The following is a 20,608-nucleotide window of genomic DNA, read 5'->3' as shown; positions in this document are numbered from 1 at the left end:
CAACCTGGCGGCAACTCACTTGCTACACCCTGACGTTGGCCGCCGTCGCGGTAGGCGTCTCGCCCCGCGTGGCCTGCACGAGACGGGTGGCGAAGACCTCGGAGAGGGTCAGGAGGTCCTTCCGTCCGGCGGCGTTACCGGCGGTGTCCCGGAGTTCGAGCGTGCCGATGTACTTGCCCTGGAAGATCACGACCGTCTGCGTGTTCTTCTTCGCGGCGGTCTTGTACGCGTAGCTGATGCTCGACTCGCCCTGCGGCGGTCCGTCGAGGATCTTGAGCTCGTGCTTGTTGTTGCGGGCGTAGCTCTCCCAGGCGGCGAAGGCGCGCTCGGCGGCCCGCTCGTTGCGGTAGACGATCAGGTCGTAACTCGCGCCTTCGGTCTTGGTCGTCGGTGCGGTAGCCGACCTGGCCGTTGGCGACGGCGTTCTTGCACGTGCCGCCGGGGTCCTGGCACACGGAGGGCGCCTTGGCGCGGCTGTGCAGCTCGGTGCTGACGTTGCGCAGGGCGGCGGATCCGCCGCCGGTCGCGCCGCCGATGGTGCGGCTGTGCGACGACCCCGAAGCCGACTTGCTCTTCTTGTTCTTCTTCTTGCCCCCACAGCCATGCTCTTCGGCAGGATACGACGCGGGGGCGCGGCCCCGCGGTTCCGCCCCCGCACACGGGCGGAACCGCAGGTGACCGGGGTCAGGCGTCGCTGAACTTCTCGCCCTTGTCCGCCTTCTCGACGAGCAGCGCGGGCGGCGTGAACCGCTCCCCGTAGCGGTCGGCCAACTCGCGCGCGCGTGCCACGAATCCGGGCAGGCCGCCTTCGTAGCCGTTGATGTACTGGAGCACGCCACCGGTCCAGCCGGGGAAGCCGATGCCGAAGATGGAACCGATGTTGGCGTCCGCGACGGACGTCAGGACGCCCTCCTCGACCAGGCGCACGGTGTCGAGCGCCTCGGAGAACAGCATCCGCTCCTGCATGTCCTCGAACGGGATCTGCGTGCCCGGCTTGGTGAAGTGCTCGCGCAGCCCCGGCCACAGGCCCGCGCGTTTGCCGTCCACGTACTCGTAGAAGCCCGCTCCCCCGCTCCTGCCGGGACGCTCGAACTCGTCGACCATGCGGTCGATGACGGAGTCCGAGGGGTGCCCGGCCCACGTGCCGCCGGCCTCCTCGACGGCGCGCTTCGTCTCGTTGCGGATCTTGCGCGGCAGGGTGAGGGTCAGCTCGTCCATCAGGGAGAGGACCTTCGCCGGGTAGCCCGCCTGGGCCGCGGCCTGCTCGATCGACGCGGGCTCGATACCCTCGCCGACCATCGCGACGCCTTCGTTGATGAAGTGCCCGATCACGCGCGAAGTGAAGAAGCCACGCGAGTCGTTGACGACGATCGGCGTCTTGTTGATCTGGCGTACGAGGTCGAAGGCGCGCGCAAGGGCCTCGTCCCCGGTCCGCTCGCCCTTGATGATCTCGACGAGCGGCATCTTGTCGACGGGCGAGAAGAAGTGCAGGCCGATGAAGTCGACGGGCCGCGTGACGCCCTCGGCAAGCTGGGTGATCGGCAGCGTCGAGGTGTTGGAGCAGAGCAGCGCGTCCGGCTCGATGATGTCCTGGATCTCCTGGAACACCTTGTGCTTGAGGGCGGTGTCCTCGAAGACGGCCTCGATCACGGCGTCGCAGCCCGCGAGGTCCTGCGGGTCGGCGGTCGGCGTGATGCGGGCGAGCAGCGCGTCCGCCTTCTCCTGGGTCGTACGCCCCCGCTCCACCGCCTTGGCGCACAGCTTCTCCGAGTACGCCTTGCCCTTGGCGGCGGCCTCGGCGGAGACGTCCTTGAGGACGACCTCGATGCCCGCGCGGGCACAGGAGTAGGCGATGCCCGCGCCCATCATCCCGGCGCCGAGGACGGCGGCCTTGCGGACCTGGCGCGGCTCGATGCCCTTGGGCCTGTTGGCGCCGGAGTTGACGGCCTGCAGGTCGAAGAAGAACGCCTGGATCATGTTCTTCGCGGTCTGCCCGGTGACCAGCTCGGTGAAGTACCGGGCCTCGATGGTCTGCGCGGTCTCGAAGTCGACCTGCGAGCCCTCGACGGCGGCCGCGAGGATGTTGCGCGGGGCCGGGTAGGGGGCGCCGTTGATCTGCTTCTTGAGGTTGGCCGGGAAGGCGGGCAGGTTCGCCGCGAACTTCGGGTTGGCCGGGGTGCCACCGGGGATGCGGTAGCCCGGCTTGTCCCAGGGCTGGGCCGACTCGGGGTTGGCGTCGATGAAGGCGCGGGCCTTCTCGATCATCTCCTCGCGAGTGACGGCCACTTCGTGGACGAGGCCGTTCTCCAAGGCGCGCTTCGGGGAGTACTGGGTGCCCTGGAGGAGCACCTTGAGGAGCGCGTCCGCGATGCCCATGAGGCGTACGGTGCGGGTCACGCCGCCGCCCGCGGGGAGCAGGCCGAGGGTGACCTCGGGCAGGCCGATCTTGGATCCGGACGCGTCGAGCGCGACGCGGTGGTGGCTGGCGAGGGCGATCTCGTAACCGCCGCCGAGGGCCGCGCCGTTGATCGCGGCGACGACCGGCTTGCCCAGGGTCTCGATGCGGCGCAGGGAGCCCTTGATGGCGACCCCCGCCTCGAACGCGTCCCGCGCGTTCTCGGGCCCTGCCTGCATCATGTCCTTCAGGTCACCCCCCGCGAAGAAGGTCTTCTTGGCGGAGGTGTAGATGATGCCGCGGATGGAGTCCTTCTCGGCCTCCGCGCGCTCGGCGATCGCCGCGATGGAGTCCTTGAACCCCTGGTTCATGGTGTTCGCGGACTGGTTGGGGTCGTCGAGGACGAGGGTGACGACGCCGGTGTCGTCCTGTTCCCAGCGGATGGTCGTGCTTTCGGTCATGGTCTTGTCTCCGTGAAGTCTGATGCGGAAGGCCGTGGGCGTGGGCGGGGTCCGGGGAGGGTGGCTGCGGTTCGTGGCCGACTGACCGCCGGTGGGGGCTGGTCGCGCAGTTCCCCGCGCCCCTGAAGGCATGCGCTGCGCGCAGCCTTCCCCGATGAGATGCCGCACGAAGTGCGCATCTCAGGGGCGCGGGGAACTGCGCGACCAGCCACAACGCACCTGCAGTCGGCGACGGACACAGCCCCACCGGCGCTTAGCCGGAAACTCGTTCCACGATCGTGGCGATCCCCATCCCGCCGCCGACGCAGAGCGTCACGAGCCCGTACCGCAGGTCACGCCGCTCCAGCTCGTCCACCAGCGTGCCCAGGATCATCGCCCCGGTCGCGCCCAGGGGATGGCCCAACGCAATCGCTCCGCCGTTGACGTTGACCTTGTCCAGGGACAGGCCCATGTCCTCGACGAAGCGAAGCACGACCGCCGCGAACGCTTCGTTGATCTCGACGAGGTCGATGTCGTCGATGGTCAGACCCGCCTTGGCGAGCGCCTTGCGCGCGGCGGGCGCCGGACCGGTGAGCATGATGGTCGGCTCCGAGCCGGAGACGGCCGCGGAGACGATCCGGGCGCGCGGCGCGAGGCCGTAACGCTCGCCGACCTCCTTGCTGCCGATGGCGACGAGCGCGGCGCCGTCCACGATGCCGGAGGAGTTGCCCGCGTGGTGGACGTGGTCGATCTTCTCGACCCAGTGGTACTTCTGCAGCGCGACGGCATCGAAGCCGCCGAGGTCGCCGATGTCCTTGAAGGACGGCTTCAGCTTGGCGAGCGAGTCGGCGGTGGTGCCCGGCCGCATGTACTCGTCGTGGTCAAGGACGACCAGGCCGCTGCGGTCCTTGACCGGCACGACGGACTTCTCGAAGCGGCTGTCCTTCCAGGCCGCCGCGGCGCGCTCCTGGGACAGGGCGGCGTACTCGTCCACGTCACGCCGGGAGTAGCCCTCGACGGTGGCGATCAGGTCGGCGCCGATGCCCTGCGGCACGAAGCCCGTCTCGTAGTTGGTCATCGGGTCGGCGAACCAGGCGCCGCCGTCCGAGGCCATCGGGACACGCGACATCGACTCGACGCCGCCCGCGAGGACGAGGTCCTCCCAGCCCGAACGCACCTTCATCGCTGCCATGTTGACCGCTTCCAGACCCGAGGCGCAGAAGCGGTTCTCCTGGACGCCCGCGACGGTGTCGGGAAGACCGGCGGCGATGGCCGCGATGCGCGCGATGTCGGAGCCCTGGTCGCCGACGGGGCCCACGACGCCGAGGACGATGTCGTCGACGGCCGCCGGGTCCAGGTCGGGGAAACGCGCCCTGATCTCGTGGATCAGGCCGACGACGAGGTCGATCGGCTTGGTGCCGTGCAGGGCGCCATTGGCCTTGCCGCGTCCGCGCGGGGTGCGGATCGCGTCGTATACGTACGCTTCGGTGGTCAAGACAGCAGCCTTTCGCATAAGAACTTTGAAGATTTTGAAGATGAGGGTCGGTCGGGCTCAGGCGAGCAGGGAGCGGCCGATGATCTCCTTCATGATCTCGGTCGTACCTCCGTAGATCGTCTGGATGCGGCCGTCGGTGAAGGCCTTGGCGACGCGGTACTCGGTCATGTAGCCGTATCCGCCGTGCAGTTGCAGGCAGCGGTCGGCGACGCGTTTTTGCAGCTCGGTGGCCCACCACTTGGCCATCGAGGCGTGCACGGCGTCGAGTTCCCCGTTCGCGTGATCGACGATGCAGCGGTCGAGGAACGTACGGGTGACCGCGCACTCGGTGGCCATCTCGGCGATCTCGAAGCGGATGTGCTGGAGCTTGGAGAGCGGACGCCCGAAGGCCTCGCGCTCCTTGACGTACGCCGTGGTGATCTCCAGGAGGTTCTCGGCGGCGGCGATGCCCGCGACGGCGATGCCCATGCGCTCCTGCGCGAGGTTCGTCATCAGGTGGATGAACGCGCCGTCGAGCTCGCCGAGGAGGTTCTCCTTGGGGACGCGTACGTCGTTGAAGAACAACTCGGCGGTGTCCTGGGACTTCTGGCCGATCTTGTCGAGGTTGCGGCCCCGCTCGAAGCCGTCCGTGCCGCGCTCGACGACCAGCAGGGACAGGCCCTTCGCGCCGCCCTCGGGGGAGGTCTTGGCGACGACGATGACGAGGTCGGCCAGGATGCCGTTCGAGATGAACGTCTTGGAGCCGTTGAGCAGCCAGTGGTCGCCCTGGTCCGTGGCGGTGGTGCGGATGCCCTGGAGGTCGGAGCCCGCGCCCGGCTCGGTCATCGCGATGGCCGTGATGATCTCGCCGGAGCAGAAGCCGGGCAGCCAGCGCCGCTTCTGGTCCTCGGTGGCCAGGGAGGTCAGGTACGGGCCGATGATGTCGTTGTGCAGGCCGAGCGCGAGCCCGGAAGCTCCCGCGCGGGTGAACTCCTCGGCGAGGACCGCGCTGTAGCGGAAGTCGGCGTTCCCGCCCCCTCCGTACTCCTCGGGCACGGCGAGCCCGAGCAGCCCCTGCTTGCCCGCCGCGAGCCAGGCGTCACGGCTGACGATGCCGTCCTTCTCCCACTCCTCGTAGTGGGGCAGCACCTCCTTGGTCAGGAAGGTGCGGACGGTCTCGCGGAACGCCTCGTGTTCGGCGGTAAAGATCTGTCGCTTCACGTACGGCCTCCTGGACCCTAGAGCCAGCCCTTGACGGTCTCGATCAACTTGGCCGGCTCGGGGCCGACGGGAATGACGTTGAGCATGGTGACGCCCGCCTCGCGGAAGGCCTCGACACGCTCACGGACGTAGCTCTCGGGTCCGCACAGCGACATGAGCTCGCAGAACTCGTCCGGGACGGCGGCCTCGGCTTCCTTCTTCTTGCCCGAGAGATACAGCTCCTGGATGCGCTTGGCCTCCTTCTCGTAGCCGTACGCGACCGCGAGGTCGTTGTAGAAGTTCTTCCCCGGCGCGCCCATGCCGCCTACGTAGAGGGCGATTTGAGGCCGGGCCATATCCCGTACGGCCGCCGCGTCGTCACCGATGGCGAGCAGTCCGCCCGCGACCGTCTGCAACGGGCCGAGCGCCGGATCGCGCTTCTCCTTGCCTTCGGCGAGCGGAGCGCCCCACACCTGGTGGGCCTTCTCCGGGATGAAGAGGGTGGGCAGCCAGCCGTCGGCGATCTCGGCGGTCATCCGGACGTTGGCGGGGCCCAGGGAAGCGACGTACAGAGGCACTTCCGAACGCACCGGCCTGGTGAGGATCTTGAGCGGCTTGCCCAGCTTGCCGCCCTTCTCCTCGGGCAGCGGCATGTCCGTGATGCCGTGGTGGTCGATGACCTCGCGGCGCAGGATGCGGCGGGTCAGCTCGATGGCTTCGCGGGTACGGGCCAGGGGCTTGTCGTAGGGCTTTCCGTGCCAGCCCTCGACGACCTGCGGGCCCGAGGCGCCGAGCCCGATGATCGCCCGCCCGCCGGAGATCGCGTCGAGCCCGGCGGCAGTCTGGGCGATGAGGGCCGGGGTGCGCGAGTAGACGTTGAGGATCGCGGCGCCGATCTTCATACGCTCGGTGCGCGCGGCCAGGTAGCCCATGATGGTGGGCGAGTCGAAGCCGTACGCCTCCGCCACCCAGACGGCGTCCAGACCGGCGGACTCCAGGGCCGCGACGTCGTCGGCGGCCTGGCGCGGGTCGCCCGCGTAGGCGAGAGGTGCGGAGAGCTGCATCAGTCGTCTTCCTTCGTGGGTGTGCCGGACTGCTGGACGAGGGCCGGTACGTCCCAGTCGCGGGCCACGGCCTCGGTGTCGGCGCCCGGCTGGGCGGGACCGCCGCGGACGTGAGTCGGCGTCGCGGAGAAGCGGGGCGCGGGGGCGGGCTGGGTGATGCCGCCGTGGTCGACGAAGGTGCCGCGGGCAGCGAGATGGGGGTGGCCGGGGGCCTCGGACAGCGAAAGGACGGGCGCCACGCACGCGTCGGAGCCTTCGAAGACGGCCGTCCACTCCTCGCGCGTCCGCTCCTTGAAGCGGGCGGCGACCGCCTCGCGCAGTTCGCCCCAGCGGGCGAGGTCCTTGCGGGCGGGCGCCTGGTCCGCGAGGCCGAGCAGCTCGATGAACTCGTCGTAGAACTGCTGCTCCAGTGCGCCGACGGCCATGTAACCGCCGTCGGCGGTCTCGTAGTTGCCGTAGAACGGGCAGCCGCCGTCCAGGAGGTTGGCGCCGCGCCGGTCCTGCCAGCCGCCGGCCGCGAGCATGCCGTGGATCATCGACGTGAGGTGGGCGGTGCCGTCGACGATCGCGGCGTCCACGACCTGCCCGGCGCCGGTGGCACGGGCGTGGTGCAGGGCAGCGAGGATGCCGACGACGAGGTAGAGCGAGCCGCCCGCGTAGTCGCCGACGAGGTTCGCGGGGACGGTGGGCGGCTCACCGGGGTTGCCGATCATGCCGAGGGTGCCGGTGATCGCGATGTACGCGATGTCGTGCCCGGCGCGCTGGGCCAGCGGGCCCTCCTGACCCCACCCTGTCATCCGTCCGTAGACGAGCTTCGGGTTGCGGGCCTGGCAGGCACTCGGCCCGACCCCGAGGCGCTCGGCGACGCCGGGGCGGTAGCCCTCGATGAGGACGTCGGCGCGGTCGACCAGGTCGAGGACGCGGTCCGCTCCGTCCGTCGCCTTGAGGTCGACGATCACGGAGCGTTTGTTGCGGTTGGTGACGTCGTACTCGGGGTTGATCGCGAGACCGCCGCCGCCCGGTCGGTCGACGCGCACGACGTCGGCACCGAGGTCGGCGAGGAGCATGGCAGCGAACGGGCCAGGCCCGATGCCCGCCAGCTCAACCACACGCACGCCTGCGAGCGGTCCGTGAACGCCCTTGTCCGGCACTGCCATTGAGCCCCCAGCGCTATGACACAGCTATGACACAACTGATGTAACACCAGTGATGCTAAGAACGTGTTCCACTCCGCACAAGACCCTAGCAAGCAAGCGCTTAGGCAATTTCGGGGAAGCAAGCGCGGCGCTTAGCCTCGACGCATGGATTCCGTACTGGTCAGCGCGTGTCTACGCGGGGTGCCCTGCCGTTTCGACGGCCGCGACAAGGCGTCGCCCGAGGTCGACGAGGCGGTGGAGGGACGCGCGGTCGTCTCCTTCTGCCCGGAGGCGGCGGGCGGCCTGCCGACACCGCGCCGCCCTGCCGAGCTCGTCGGCGGCGACGGTCATGACGTACTCGACGGCACGGCCCGTGTCGTCGACGACACGGGCCACGACGTGACGGCCGAGTTCATCGAGGGTGCCCGGCGCGCCCTGGTCGCCGCGCGGAGCGGGGGTTGTACCGAGGCGCTCCTGATGCCACGCAGCCCGTCGTGCGGGCGAGGGCTCGTGCACGACGGGTCGTTCGAGGGGAAGCTGGTGTCGGGCGACGGGGTGACGGCGGCGCTGTTCGAGCGGAACGGGATCACCGTGCGGTCGGCGCCCGGGGCGTGAGGCTCCTGCCGGAGGGCAGTCCGGTCCGTCACGCGTCGCGGGCGTCCAGTTCCGCGACCAGCTTCTTCGTGGCGATCGTGCGGTAGCTCTCCTCGACCCAGTCGCAGAGCAGGTCGGCGGCCGGGGTGCCCTTCTCCTCCAGGGGGACCCGCACCCAGCCCGACTTGCCCAGGCCGTACCCCGCGCGCTCCGCGCCCGGCGCCGTCAGGGCATGGGCGTGTGCCGCCTCGTCCGTGAGCTTGACGGTGATCCCGAGGGGGTAACTGCCGTCGTCGGTCCCGAGGAAGACGAACACCTTCTTGTTGACCTTGGCGACGCTCTCGCCCCACGGGAACTCCTCGGCGGCGCCCGGCATGCCGAGCGCGAAACCGCGCACCCGTTCCCACTTCGTCAGGGCACTCTTCGGGACAGCCATGGGGTACCTCCTGGTAACCGATCCGGCTCCTCACGCTAGCCTCGGCCACCGACATCGGCACGGGGTGCAGGGAAGAGAGGTGCCATGACCAGTCAGAACGGCAACGGCAAGGAGCGTGCGGCGGACCGCGCGTACGACATCGTGCTCTTCGGAGCGACCGGTTTCGTCGGCGTGCTCACCGCGGAGTACCTCGCGGCGCACGCCCCCGAAGGGCTGCGCTGGGCGATCGCGGGGCGTGACACCGGGAAGCTGAAGCGGCTGCGGGACAAGCTCGCCGAAGCCCACCCGGCCTGCGCGGAACTCCCCCTCGTCCGCGCGGACGTGGCGGACCCGGCGTCCCTGCGGGAGATGGCGGGCCACGCGCGCGTGGTGGCCACGACCGTCGGGCCCTACCTCGAGTACGGCCAGGAACTCGTCGCCGCGTGCGCCGAGGCGGGCACGGACTACGTGGACCTCACCGGGGAGCCGGAGTTCGTCGACCTCATGTACGTGCGGCACGACGCCCGCGCACGCGAGACGGGCGCGCGCCTCGTGCACTCCTGCGGCTTCGACTCGGTCCCGCACGACCTGGGCGCGTACTTCACCGTGCGGCAGCTCCCGGAGGGTGTGCCACTACGCGTCGACGGCTTCGTACGCAGCAACGCGACGTTCTCCGGGGGCACGTTCGCCTCCGCGCTCGCCCAGTTCGCGCGCGGACCGCAGATGCTGACCGCCGCGCGCGACCGGCGGCGGCACGAGCCGCGCCTGGTCGACCGCAAGGCGTACGCGCCACCGAGCGCGCCCCGGTACGCGGGCGAGGTCGGCGCCTGGGCTCTGCCCCTGCCGACGATCGACCCGCAGGTCGTGCAGCGCTCGGCCAGGGCGCTGGAGCGCTACGGGCCCGACTTCCGGTACCGGCACTACGCGGCGGTGAAGACCCTGCCGTTCGCGGTGGGCGGCGCGGCGGCCGTCAGCGCGCTGGTGGCCGCGGCTCAACTGCCGCCCGCGCGGCGGTGGTTGTCCTCGCGCCTGAAGCCGGGCGATGGGCCGAGCGAGCAGCGGCGCGCGGAGAGCTGGTTCTCCGTGCGGTTCGTCGGCGAGGGCGGCGGCAAGCGGGTGTTCACGGAGGTCTCGGGCGGCGATCCGGGCTACGACGAGACGGCGAAGATGCTGGGCGAGGCGGCCCTGTGCCTGGCCCTCGACGACGGCCTGCCGGACGTCGCCGGGCAGGTGACCACCGCCGTGGCGATGGGTGACGCGCTGACGGCGCGACTGACGGCGGCGGGGCTCAGCTTCCGGGTGGCGGCGTCGCGGTAGCTGTCGCCTCGCGCAGCGCCGCGCGGCACAGGGCGTCCGCGCGGCGCGTCGACTCCGGGAGGCGGTAGCGCGGGGTGAGACGGAGCGTGTGGGCACAGGCGTTGGCCAGGCTCACGCGGTGGCCGACGGAGACGAAGACCGGCTTGACGTCCTCGCGGGTGCGCAGGGCGCGGCCGATCTCCTCGTCTCCGTCCATGAGCGGCGCCGCGCTCCCCCGCGGCGCGTCCGGAGCCTCGTACGTGAACGTGAAGGGGTTCTTGGCCACGCCGATCGTGGGCAGCCCGGTGAGGACGCCGAGGTGACTCGCGAGGCCGAACCTGCGAGGGTGCGCGATGCCGTAGCCGTCGCAGACGACGAGGCCCGGGGCGGCTTCGAGCGCCCCCAGGGCGGCGAGGACGGTGGGGATCTCGCGGAAGGCGAGCAGGCCCGGCACGTACGGGAAGGCCACGCGGCCCACCGCGGTGGCCTCCTCGACGACGTCGAGCGTCGCGGCGTCCAGGACGACGACCGCGGCGGCCACGATGTCGCGCTCGTCGTCGTAGGCGACGTCGACTCCCGTGACGTGTCCCGTGCCCGGCTCAGGGCCCGCTTCGTCGAGGACGACCCGCGCGCGGAGTCCGTCCTGGACGGCGCGTGCGGTCGGCTCGTCGGCGGGCCAGTCGGCGGGGATGTGCGCGATGGTGGCGGCGTGGGCGGCGGCGTGGGCGGCGGCGTGGGTCGTCATGGTGCGGTCAAGACTAGGCCTTCGGCCTTCTCCCACCCCGCCCGCCCGGCGGTGCGCTACTTGGCCGCGAACTTCCAGATGAACGGCTCGCCGTCCTCCTCGGCCCAGTGGATCTCCAGGTCCTTCGCGTCCTTGGGCACCAGGTAGGTGTCGCACAGGACGTGGGTCTCGCCCTGCTTCCAGCCCTCGATGGACGAGGGGTCCTCACAGCCCGGCGCGTCGTCGGCGGCGCCGATGACCAGGGTGCCGCGCTGCCCGTCCGCCCATATCGTGGTGCCGTCGTTGGCGTCCGGGGTCTCCTTGAGGGGCGCACCGGACTTGTGCGTGTACTTCACGTAGGAGATGGCCGGGACAAGGCCCTTGGCCTCCTTGGGGTCCGACACCATCTTCTTGGTGTCGGCCTCCGTGCCCAGCTCGACCTTCTGCGCGGTGATCTCGTACGTGACGGAGGCGTCGCCCTCCTTCACCTTGCCGGTGGCGCTCTCGCCGGTGCCGAGCTCGCCGCCGGACTCGGGCTTCGGCTTGGCCTTGGGCTCGTTCGCCCCGGCCTTCGGCTTGTCCGCCGAGTCCTTCTTGTCGCCGCCACCGCAGGCGGTCAGCGCGAGGGCGAGCACGGCCACGGGTGCGGCAACGCGCAAAGCGGTCTTCCTGTACAGCAAAGTGAACTCCAGACAGAAATGGGCCGGCGCGCAGCACGAATTCACCCCGTAGCGCGGCCGGTTGAGCGGTCAGCATAAGGGGCGACTACGCAAGTGGTCGAGGCGATTCCGCACCGTGCACACCTCGCACGTTCACACTTGCTACGGATACGGGACGAAGCGAACACCCCGGCCCCTGACCGCACATGGCGGCGCGCGGCGGTAACCTCGCGATCATGTTCGTTCTCGAGTTGACCTACACCGCGCCCGTGTCCGCCGTCGACAAGGAGCTGGAGGCCCACGTCGCATGGCTCGACCAGCTGTACGCGCAGGGCGTCTTCATCGCCTCCGGGCGCAAGAACCCGCGCGACGGCGGCGTGATCCTGGCCGTGGCCGACGACCGTGCGGCCATCGAGAAGATCGCGGCGAGTGACCCCTTCGTGCTCGCGGAGGTCTGCGAGTACCGCATCACCGAGTTCATCGCCACGAAGACGGCCCCGGCACTCGCCCCCTATCGGCAGCAGCTGCCCTGAGGCCCTGGTCCCGCTCCCAGCGCGCGATCCGGCCCTTCTCGCCGGACGCCCAGCAGGCCCGGTCCCGGGTGCAGTCCACGGTGTCGTACGACCCCGGGTCGACCGTCCGCCAGGTGCGGCCGCCGTCCGACGTGACGTCCGTGCCGGCCGGCCCGACGGCGAGCGCGCCCCTGCGGCTCCCCGGCAGCCAGGCCACCCCGGAGCGGTACGCGGGCGGCGGCTCGGCTGCCGTGGTCCAGGTGCGGCCGCCGTCGCCGGTGGTGGCCGCCGCCTTCAAAGACGGCTGGTCGGCGCGGTAGTCGCCACCGACCGCGATGCCGTGCGTACGGTCGCGGAAGGCGAGACCGAAGACGCCGCGCGCGGGGTCGCCCGCCGGGATCGGCGCGTCCGTGGCCGTCCAGGTGCGGCCGCGGTCGGCGGAGTGCAGGACACGCGCGCGTGGCGCTCCACCCGTGGCCAGCCACACGTCGCGGGAGCCGGAGCTCACCAGGCACTGGCCGCTGGCCGCGAAGCCCGCCTCGCCCTCCTGCGCGGCGGGCATGCCGTCGCTGGGCAGGACCTTCCAGGAGCGGCCGCCGTCGGCGGTGGACAGGATGCGGTACTTGCCGTCCACCGGGTCGCTCATCGCGAGGCCGTGGCGCCGGTCGAAGAACGTCATGCAGTCGTAGAAGGCCTTGGGGTCGGTGTTGCGGAAGGACTCCGTCCAGGTCGCTCCGCCGTCCGCGGTGCGGAAGACCCGCGAGGCCTCGCCCTCGCCGATGGCGAGGACCACCGCCCGGCGGCCGTCGAAGGCCTCGATGTCCCGGAACTCCAGCTCTCCGGCTCCGGGCGGGGAGACGTTCCGCCAGTGCCGGCCGCCGTCCGAGGTGCGCAGCACGGTGCCTTTCGCGCCGGCCACCCAGGCGGTACTTCTGCTGACTGCGGCGAGACCGCGGAAGCGCGCGTCGGTGCCGCTGTCCTTGAGGTCCCAGCCCTCACCCCGCTGCGGCTGCTCCCCGGAGGCCGCCTGGGCGAGCCCGGGTGCGGCCAGTGCCGTCGCGGCGAGAGCCGCCCCGCACAGTCCCACCGACACCGCACGGCCCAGGGACCGCGCCCTCCTCGTCTTCCCCAAGGACTTCATGGCGGGCGAAGTTACCACCGGAACGAAGGATTCCTTCCGGGAATTCTGTGAAGACGGTGAAGAGCGCGCGGTGACCGAGGTCACTCCGTGTTCGCGTGCACGGATTCCGTCATTCCGACGTCTATCCAAGTGCCGACCCGAGTAGTCCAGCTGTCAGTGAGGGAGCAGGCGTTGTCCACCAGCATCGACCAAGCCGTAGAGGCCCGCCTCGTCGCCGCCGCACCGCGGATGTCGACCATTCCCGCGACACTGCACTACGACCGGAGCGATCCGTTCGCCGTCCGGATGAGTTTCCCCGCCCCGGCGACCCTGGAGGGCATCGAGGTCTACTGGACCTTCGCCCGTGAGCTGCTCGCGCAGGGCATGGAACAGGCGGTGGGCGACGGCGACGTCCGCGTGCGGCCGTACGGCTTCGACCGCACGGTCGTGGAGTTCCACGCCCCCGAGGGCACGGCGATCGTCCACATCCGCACCGGCGAGCTGCGCCGCTTCCTGGACCGCTCCCTGGCCCTGGTGCCCACGGGCGACGAGCATCTGTACGTCGACCTGGACCAGGACCTCGCCGATCTGATGCGGGACGCCTGCTGAACGGGCCCCCTGCCGACCCCCTCAGCCACCCCCGCCGCCCGACCTCGCCGCCTCCGCGTACGTCACCGCCGACGCCAGCGCCTTGCGCAGCCCCCGCATCAGCTCGGGGAGCTCCGGGGCCGGGGCCCCGCTCCGGTCGGTGAGCGCGTCGAGCCGGTCCTTGTACTGCCTGCGGTCCTTGCCCGAGATGACGGCGCGCAGCTTGCCCGTCGCCGCGCACACCACCAGGGCCGCGTCGCCCGCGTGGACCTCGGAGACCGGCACCGGACCGCGCAGGACCGCGAGCGCCTCGGCGTGCAGGACCTCGACGTATCCGGCGCGCTCCAGTTCGTACCGCCGGGAGGGGAAGATCCCGAAGACCCGGGTGCGCTCCGTCCGCAGATAGCCCTCGGATGCCAGCTGGTCGCGCACCCTGTCCATGGAGTAGCGGGACTTGTGGGTGATCCAGCCGTTCCATTTGCGGGGCCGGGACTCCTCGATGAGTTCGAGGAGCCCGTCGAGTGCCGGGTCTCCGGTGCGTGCGCCGAAGACCGGTGTGACGATGCCGTCCACGTCCGAGACGAGTCCGCGCTGGGCCAGCTCCGCGAGCGCGCAGGCCCGCACCGCGTAGTGCAGCTCCGGTGCGCCGGCGATCCTGTTCCGACCGGTGTCCCAGGCCAGCAGGAAGATCCGGGTCGGCAGCGAGAGCGAGCCGTAAGGCATGAGGCCTCCTTGTCCGCGGTCACGATAAATCGTTGACAGTCGCCGGGGCGCACCCTACGGTGTATAGCGGTTCTGTTGTCGCCGATAGGAGTAGGACGTTGCTCGTCTGAGGTCTGGAGTCACCGCGTCACACGGCTCGTCCGTGTGCGTAGCGTGCGACCTCGGCGCATGAGCCGTCCCCCTGACGCAGGGCCCGTTTTTCTGCCCTCGCCTCCTGTGACGACGCTGCTCCCGTCCTGCTGTCGCGCCCCGCGGTGTCCCGAAACGCGTTGCCCCTGACCGCGCTTCATCTCACGCAACCGCGAGGACCACATGTCTACTTACCCCACTTCCATCACGTGCACGTCGCTCGACTTCACCTGGCCGGACGGCACCGGTGTCTTCGACGGGCTCCAGGTGGCCTTCGGCCCCGGCAGGACCGGCCTCATCGGCGTCAACGGGTCAGGAAAGTCAACCCTGTTGAAACTCGTCGCCGGTGAACTCACGCCGAGCGATGGCGCCGTCCACGTCGCGGGTGACATCGGCTATCTGCCGCAGAACGTCGCCCTCGACACCGGTCTGCGCGTCGACGAGGTGCTCGGCATCGCGGCAACTCGCGCCGCCCTGCACGCCATTGAGGCGGGCGACGTGGCCGAGGAGCACTTCGCGGCGGTCGGTGACGACTGGGACGTCGAGGAGCGCGCCGTGGCGACCCTCGATCAGCTCGGCCTCGGCCACATCGGCCTCGACCGCACCACCGGCGAGGTGTCGGGCGGCGAGTCCGTGCTGCTGCGCCTGGCCGCGCTGCTGCTGCGCCGGCCCGACGTGCTGCTGCTCGACGAACCCACCAACAACCTCGACCTGTACGCCCGTCGGCGCCTGTACGCGGCCGTCGATGCCTGGTCGGGGGTCCTGGTGGTGGTCAGCCACGACCGTGAACTCCTCGATCTGGTCGACCAGATCGCCGACCTGCGGGACGGAGAGCTCAAGTGGTACGGAGGCAACTTCTCCGCGTACGAGGAGGCGCTCGCCGCCGAACAGGAAGCGGCGGAGCGCATGGTGCGCGTCGCCGAGTCCGACCTGAAGAAGCAGAAACGCGAACTGGCCGACGCCCAGGTCAAGTTGGCCCGTCGCAAAAGGTACGGCCAGAAGATGTGGGACACCAAGCGCGAGCCGAAGGTCGTCATGGGCGAGCGCAAGCGCCAGGCCCAGGTGTCCGCGGGCAAGCACCGCATCATGCACGAGGAGAAGCTCAGCGAGGCGAAGGAGCGCCTGGACGACGCCGTCGAGGCGGTGCGGGACGACGACGAGATCCGCGTCGACCTGCCGTTCACCGCGGTCCCGCCAGGCCGCACCGTGCTCACCCTGCGCGAGCTGTCCCTGCGCTACGGAGCGCGCGTACAGGGCGAGTTCGAGCTGCGCGGCCCCGAGCGGGTCGCTCTGATCGGCCGCAACGGCGCAGGCAAGACCACGCTCCTGCGGACGATCGCCGGACAGCTGGAGGCCGTGGAGGGTGAGGCATGGGCGCACGTCCCCCTGCGTTTCCTGCCCCAGCGGCTCGACGTGCTCGACGAGGAGCGGACCGTCGCCGAGAACGTGGCACGCTACGCCCCCGACGCCACCAACAACAGGATCCGGGCCCGCCTGGCCCGCTTCCTGTTCAAGGGGGCGCGAGCCGATCAGCGTGCGGCGACCCTGTCGGGCGGCGAGCGGTTCCGTGCGGCGCTCGCCGCGCTGCTGCTCGCGGAGCCCGCGCCGCAGCTCCTGATGCTCGACGAGCCGACGAACAACCTCGACATGGCGAGCGTGAAGCAGCTCGCCACGGCCCTGGAGTCGTACGAGGGGGCGCTGATCGTGGCCAGTCACGACGTGCCGTTCCTGGAGTCGATCGGCATCACACGCTGGCTGCTCCTGGACGGAGAAATCAAGGAAATCAGGACAGAAGCTGTCGGGTATTTTGGCTAGCTTCGCGTGTATGCACCAATACATCACCATCACAGGAGCCCGTGAGAACAACCTCAAGGAGGTGAGCCTGCGCGTTCCCAAGGACCAGCTCACCGTCTTCACCGGCGTATCGGGGTCGGGGAAGTCGTCGGTCGTGTTCGACACGATCGCGGTCGAGTCGCAGCGTCAGCTGAACGAGACCTTCACGTGGTTCGTCCGCAACCGGCTGCCGAAGTACGAGCGGCCGCACGCGGAGACCATCGAGGACCTCTCGCCCGCGATCGTCGTCGACCAACGGCCGATCGGCGGCCACTCCCGGTCGACGGTGGGCACGATGACGGACATCTACTCGGTGATGCGCGTGCTGTTCTCGCGGCACGGCACACCGAGTGCCGGTCCGGCCACCGCGTACTCGTTCAACGACCCGTCGGGCATGTGTCCCCGGTGCCACGGCCTCGGCAAGACCGTGCGGCCCGACTACGACCGCATCCTCGACCCCGCCAAGTCCCTGGCGGACGGCGCGATCCTCTTCCCGCCGTTCGCCGCGGGAACCTGGCAGGGCCAGACGTACACCAACACCCCCGACCTGGACACGCACAAGCCGGTGGGCCGGTTCACCGCGCGGGAGCGGGAGTTCCTCATGCGCGGCGGAAAGCACGGCGGCAAGGTCAACGTCGACAACACCGGCGGCGCGCGCGACATCGACTACGAAGGGCTCGCCGACCGCTTCGAGCGGCTCTACCTCAACCGCGATCTGTCGACGCTCTCCCAGAAGACCCGCGACCTCGTGCAGCGCTTCCTCGTCGAGGGCGAGTGCGACGCCTGCGACGGGGCGCGGCTCAACCAGGCGGCGCTCGCCACCCGTATCGGCGGCATGAACATCGCCGACTGCTCGCGCATGGAGGTCACCGACCTCATCGCGGCCCTGGAGCCGATCGACGACCCGGTGGCGGGACCGATCGCGTCGGCGGCGGTGGCGGCGCTCGAACGGATCGAGGCCATCGGGCTCGGCTACCTCAGCCTCGGCCGCGAGACGTCCACGCTGTCCGGCGGCGAGGGGCAGCGCCTGAAGACCGTGCGGCACCTCGGCTCGAGCCTGACCGGCATGACGTACATCTTCGACGAGCCGAGCGTCGGCCTGCACCCGCGTGACGTGGGGCGGCTCAACGACCTGCTGCTGCGCCTGCGCGACAAGGGGAACACTGTCCTGGTCGTCGAGCACGACCCGGACGTGATCGCCGTCGCCGACCACATCGTCGACATGGGCCCGGCGGCGGGCACGGACGGCGGTCTGGTCGTCTTCGAGGGAACACCGGACGAGCTTCGGCGCGCCGACACCCTCACCGGCCGGCACCTGCGGCGCTCCACCGGCATCAAGGAGAGCCCGCGCGAGGCCATCGGCGGGCGGTGGGTCAAGGGCGCCGATCTGCACAACCTCAAGGACGTCAGCGTGCGCGTGCCGACGGGGGTGCTCACAGCGGTGACGGGCGTCGCGGGCTCGGGCAAGAGCACGCTGGTGTCGGGGGCGTTCGTGGCCGAGCATCCGGACGCCGTGGTCGTGGACCAGTCGAGCATCGGCATCTCGGGCCGCTCGACCCCGGCGACGTACCTCGGGATCATGGATTCGCTGCGCAAGCTGTTCGCGCGCGAGACCGGCAAGGAGGCCGGGCTCTTCAGCTTCAACTCCCATGGCGCGTGCGAGAGTTGCCAGGGGCGCGGGATCATCTACAGCGACCTCGCGTTCATGGATCCGGTGACGACGACCTGCGAGGCGTGCGAGGGGCGCCGCTTCAAGGAAGAGGTGCTCCGGCTGACCGTCGGCGGCAGCTCCATCGCCGATGTGCTCGACATGACGGCCGACGGCGCCCTCGACTTCCTCACCGCGGTCGACGACACGGCCATGCGGCGCAGGCTGCGGGCCCTGCACGACGTGGGGCTCACCTACCTGACGCTCGGACAGCCGCTGAGCACCCTGTCGGGCGGCGAGCGGCAGCGCATCAAGCTCGCCACGCAACTGCACCGCACCGGCACGACGTACGTCCTGGACGAGCCGACGACCGGTCTGCACATGGCGGACGTGGACGGCCTGCTCGCCCTCCTGGACCGCCTCGTCGACGCGGGGAACACCGTGATCGTCGTCGAGCACAACCTCCAGGTCGTCAAGCACGCGGACTGGGTGATCGACCTCGGCCCCGACGGCGGCAAGCACGGCGGCCGGATCGTCTTCGAGGGCACTCCGGAGCAGCTGATCGACGCGGAAGGATCGTTCACCGCCGCGCATCTGCGACGAGACCTGGGCCTGGAGCCCTCGCACGCTGCATGATGGCGGCAGCGCCTTGATCCGGTCCCCGCCGGACCGGGCGCCCCACCACTCCCGCACCTACGGAGACCCAGCCGTGCCCAGCAGGAAAGCGCTGATCCGCCGTCCGAGCCCGCGTCTCGCCGAAGGCCTGGTCACGCACGTCGAGCGCACCCCGGTGGACGCCGGGCTCGCCATCGAACAGTGGGAGGCGTACGCCGACGCGCTGCGGGCGCACGGCTGGGAGACGGTCGAGGTGGAGCCGGCCGACGACTGCCCGGACTCGGTCTTCGTCGAGGACACGGTCGTCGTCTTCCGCAACGTGGCGCTGATCGCCCGGCCCGGCGCCGAGTCCCGGCGGGCGGAGACGGCCGCCGTGGAGGAGGCGGTGGCCCGGCTCGGCGCCTCCGTGAACTGGGTGTGGGAGCCGGGCACGCTGGACGGCGGCGACATCCTCAAAATCGACGACACGATCTACGTAGGGCGTGGCGGGCGCACGAACGCCGCCGGCGTCCGGCAGCTGCGGGCCGTCTTCGAGCCGCTGGGGGCGCGGGTCGTGGCCGTCCCCGTCAGCAAGGTCCTGCATCTGAAGTCGGCGGTGACGGCGCTGTCGGACGGCACGGTCATCGGCCACCCGCCGCTCGTGGACTCCCCTTCGCTCTTCCCGCGCTTCCTGCCCGTACCCGAGGAGTCCGGGGCCCACGTGGTGCTGCTCGGCGGCGCGAAGCTGCTGATGGCAGCGAGCGCGCCGAAGAGCGCGGAGCTGCTCGCGGATCTCGGTTTCGATCCCGTCGTGGTGGATATTCGGGAGTTCGAGAAGCTCGAAGGCTGTGTGACATGCCTCTCAGTGCGTCTCAGGGGGTTGTACGTCTGACCAGTCCTGGGGCGACTGAGGCGAGAGGGGCACATGGGCCCCGCTGTCGCAAGCACTTTACGGAGCGCTTAACCTACGGCAACGTAACCTACGAGACCGTAGGTAGATAGCACCCGCTCGTGCTATCGCGTAACCCCTACGCACGTAATCCGTAAAAAAACTCCCGTCCCCCTGGAGCCCCCGTGACGATCACCTCTCCTCATCTCGGCAGCACGGACGACTGGACCGATGCCCGGTTGCTGTTCGCCCTGGAAGAAGTGGTCGAGAAGGAGCTCAACCGCCACCTGAAGGTGGCGAAGGACTGGATGCCGCACGAGTACGTGCCGTTCTCCGACGCCCGGAACTTCCCCGGCTACTTCGAGGACGGCGAGGCCTGGGAGCCCGAGCAGTCCAAGGTCACCGACATCGGCAAGATCGCCCTCGTCGTCAACCTCCTGACCGAGGACAACCTCCCCAGCTACCACCACGAGATCGCATCCCTCTTCGGCCGCGACGGCGCCTGGGGCACCTGGGTGCACCGCTGGACCGCCGAGGAGGGCCGCCACGGCATCGTGATGCGTGACTACCTCCTGGCTTCGCGTGCCGTGGACCCGGACAAGCTCGAGCAGTTCCGCATGGCGCACATGGCCGAGGGCTTCGAGTCCGACAACCGCCACTCGATGCTGCACTCGGTCGCGTACGTGGCCTTCCAGGAGCTCGCGACCCGCGTCTCGCACCGCAACACCGGCCACCAGTCGGGCGACCCGGTCTGCGACCGCATGCTGGCGCGCATCGCCACCGACGAGAACCTGCACATGGTCTTCTACCGCAACCTCCTGGGCGCGGCCTTCGAGCTCGCCCCCGACCTGACCATGCAGTCCGTGCGCGACGTCGTGGTCAACTTCCGGATGCCCGGACACGGCATGCCCGGCTTCGAGCGGGCCGCCGCGCAGATGGCGATCGGCGAGATCTACAACATGCGCATCCACCACGACGACGTGATCCAGCCCGTCCTGCGCTACCTCAAGGTCTTGGAAATCGACGGGCTCGGCCCCGAGGGTCTCAAGGCGCAGGAGGAGCTCGGTCTGTACATGAACGGGCTCGACACCGAGGCCGCCAAGTTCGACGAGAAGCTTGCTGCTCGCAAGGCGCGGATGGCTGCTCGGGGGAAGTAGGGCACCCTGCCCCTGCGG

The 20,608-nt window shown here is 70.2% G+C and carries 19 protein-coding genes; 8 read left to right on the top strand and 11 right to left on the bottom strand.

The features are described from left to right. Positions 1 to 22: 22 nt before the first annotated feature. From E5671_RS38090 to E5671_RS38065, 6 genes are all read right to left on the bottom strand, one after another. Complete coding sequence (locus E5671_RS38090) at positions 23 to 604, bottom strand: hypothetical protein (RefSeq protein ID WP_160508675.1); 582 nt, start codon at positions 602 to 604, stop codon at positions 23 to 25. A gap of 80 nt (positions 605 to 684) precedes the next feature. Next, positions 685 to 2,856, bottom strand: a complete 2,172-nt coding sequence (locus E5671_RS38085) for a 3-hydroxyacyl-CoA dehydrogenase NAD-binding domain-containing protein (RefSeq protein ID WP_160508673.1) — start codon at positions 2,854 to 2,856, stop codon at positions 685 to 687. Between the two features lie 253 nt (positions 2,857 to 3,109). Continuing rightward, positions 3,110 to 4,330, bottom strand: a complete 1,221-nt coding sequence (locus tag E5671_RS38080) for an acetyl-CoA C-acetyltransferase (protein ID WP_160508671.1) — start codon at positions 4,328 to 4,330, stop codon at positions 3,110 to 3,112. A gap of 57 nt (positions 4,331 to 4,387) precedes the next feature. Then, entirely contained in the window at positions 4,388 to 5,530 is a 1,143-nt protein-coding gene (locus E5671_RS38075) for an acyl-CoA dehydrogenase family protein (protein WP_160508669.1), read from the bottom strand. 17 nt (positions 5,531 to 5,547) lie between these two features. Then, positions 5,548 to 6,573: an LLM class F420-dependent oxidoreductase gene (locus E5671_RS38070; protein ID WP_160508667.1), complete on the bottom strand. Its 1,026-nt coding sequence runs from the start codon at positions 6,571 to 6,573 to the stop codon at positions 5,548 to 5,550. Next, positions 6,573 to 7,730: a CaiB/BaiF CoA transferase family protein gene (locus E5671_RS38065; protein ID WP_160508665.1), complete on the bottom strand. Its 1,158-nt coding sequence runs from the start codon at positions 7,728 to 7,730 to the stop codon at positions 6,573 to 6,575. Before E5671_RS38065 ends, E5671_RS38070 begins: the two co-directional genes overlap by 1 nt. A gap of 144 nt (positions 7,731 to 7,874) precedes the next feature. Here E5671_RS38065 and E5671_RS38060 point away from each other — a divergent pair, with 144 nt between their 5' ends. Beyond that, a complete protein-coding gene (locus E5671_RS38060) occupies positions 7,875 to 8,324 on the top strand; it encodes a DUF523 domain-containing protein (RefSeq protein ID WP_160508663.1) in 450 nt (149 codons plus the stop codon). A 28-nt stretch (positions 8,325 to 8,352) separates the two neighbouring features. On the opposite strand, the gene E5671_RS38055 is transcribed toward E5671_RS38060, so the two are convergent. Beyond that, positions 8,353 to 8,739, bottom strand: a complete 387-nt coding sequence (locus tag E5671_RS38055) for an MmcQ/YjbR family DNA-binding protein (RefSeq protein ID WP_160508661.1) — start codon at positions 8,737 to 8,739, stop codon at positions 8,353 to 8,355. Between the two features lie 84 nt (positions 8,740 to 8,823). Here E5671_RS38055 and E5671_RS38050 point away from each other — a divergent pair, with 84 nt between their 5' ends. Then, positions 8,824 to 10,035 (top strand): saccharopine dehydrogenase family protein, encoded by a 1,212-nt coding sequence (locus E5671_RS38050; RefSeq protein ID WP_160508658.1) that lies wholly within the window; start codon positions 8,824 to 8,826, stop codon positions 10,033 to 10,035. On the opposite strand, the gene nfi is transcribed toward E5671_RS38050, so the two are convergent. Both nfi and E5671_RS38040 read right to left on the bottom strand, forming a co-directional pair. After that, positions 10,007 to 10,759 carry a deoxyribonuclease V gene (gene nfi / locus E5671_RS38045; protein ID WP_160508656.1) on the bottom strand — a complete coding sequence of 251 codons (753 nt, stop codon included), beginning with the start codon at positions 10,757 to 10,759 and terminating at the stop codon, positions 10,007 to 10,009. The two genes, E5671_RS38050 and nfi, sit on opposite strands and share 29 nt — an antisense overlap. 56 nt (positions 10,760 to 10,815) lie before the next feature. Beyond that, positions 10,816 to 11,418, bottom strand: coding sequence for a hypothetical protein (locus E5671_RS38040; RefSeq protein ID WP_160508654.1), 603 nt, complete (start codon positions 11,416 to 11,418; stop codon positions 10,816 to 10,818). A gap of 215 nt (positions 11,419 to 11,633) precedes the next feature. On the opposite strand from E5671_RS38040, the gene E5671_RS38035 reads away from it, so the two are divergent. After that, a complete protein-coding gene (locus E5671_RS38035) occupies positions 11,634 to 11,930 on the top strand; it encodes a YciI family protein (RefSeq protein ID WP_160508652.1) in 297 nt (98 codons plus the stop codon). On the opposite strand, the gene E5671_RS38030 is transcribed toward E5671_RS38035, so the two are convergent. Continuing rightward, positions 11,875 to 13,050, bottom strand: coding sequence for a WD40/YVTN/BNR-like repeat-containing protein (locus E5671_RS38030; protein ID WP_237330327.1), 1,176 nt, complete (start codon positions 13,048 to 13,050; stop codon positions 11,875 to 11,877). The two genes, E5671_RS38035 and E5671_RS38030, sit on opposite strands and share 56 nt — an antisense overlap. Before the next feature lie 171 nt (positions 13,051 to 13,221). Between E5671_RS38030 and E5671_RS38025 the strand changes: the two genes are divergently transcribed. Then, positions 13,222 to 13,638 (top strand): SsgA family sporulation/cell division regulator, encoded by a 417-nt coding sequence (locus E5671_RS38025; RefSeq protein ID WP_160508650.1) that lies wholly within the window; start codon positions 13,222 to 13,224, stop codon positions 13,636 to 13,638. A gap of 21 nt (positions 13,639 to 13,659) precedes the next feature. Here the strand turns inward: E5671_RS38025 and E5671_RS38020 are convergent, their stop codons facing one another. Continuing rightward, the gene (locus E5671_RS38020) at positions 13,660 to 14,340 is read right to left on the bottom strand and encodes a GOLPH3/VPS74 family protein (protein WP_160508648.1); all 681 of its coding nucleotides are present in this window, start codon (positions 14,338 to 14,340) and stop codon (positions 13,660 to 13,662) included. A gap of 312 nt (positions 14,341 to 14,652) precedes the next feature. Here E5671_RS38020 and E5671_RS38015 point away from each other — a divergent pair, with 312 nt between their 5' ends. The 4 genes from E5671_RS38015 (at position 14,653) to E5671_RS38000 (ending at position 20,590) form a co-directional block, all read left to right on the top strand. Beyond that, positions 14,653 to 16,284 carry an ABC-F family ATP-binding cassette domain-containing protein gene (locus tag E5671_RS38015; RefSeq protein WP_160508647.1) on the top strand — a complete coding sequence of 544 codons (1,632 nt, stop codon included), beginning with the start codon at positions 14,653 to 14,655 and terminating at the stop codon, positions 16,282 to 16,284. A gap of 10 nt (positions 16,285 to 16,294) precedes the next feature. Further along, entirely contained in the window at positions 16,295 to 18,586 is a 2,292-nt protein-coding gene (locus tag E5671_RS38010; RefSeq protein WP_160508645.1) for an ATP-binding cassette domain-containing protein, read from the top strand. A gap of 73 nt (positions 18,587 to 18,659) precedes the next feature. Next, the gene (gene ddaH / locus E5671_RS38005) at positions 18,660 to 19,436 is read left to right on the top strand and encodes a dimethylargininase (protein WP_160508643.1); all 777 of its coding nucleotides are present in this window, start codon (positions 18,660 to 18,662) and stop codon (positions 19,434 to 19,436) included. A gap of 182 nt (positions 19,437 to 19,618) precedes the next feature. Further along, positions 19,619 to 20,590, top strand: a complete 972-nt coding sequence (locus E5671_RS38000) for an acyl-ACP desaturase (RefSeq protein WP_160508641.1) — start codon at positions 19,619 to 19,621, stop codon at positions 20,588 to 20,590. Positions 20,591 to 20,608: the final 18 nt, after the last annotated feature.

This window comes from Streptomyces sp. BA2 (genome assembly GCF_009769735.1).
Classification (GTDB): domain Bacteria; phylum Actinomycetota; class Actinomycetes; order Streptomycetales; family Streptomycetaceae; genus Streptomyces.
The sequence above is the reverse complement of the archived record's forward strand: the minus strand, read 5'-3'. Positions and strand labels throughout refer to the sequence as shown.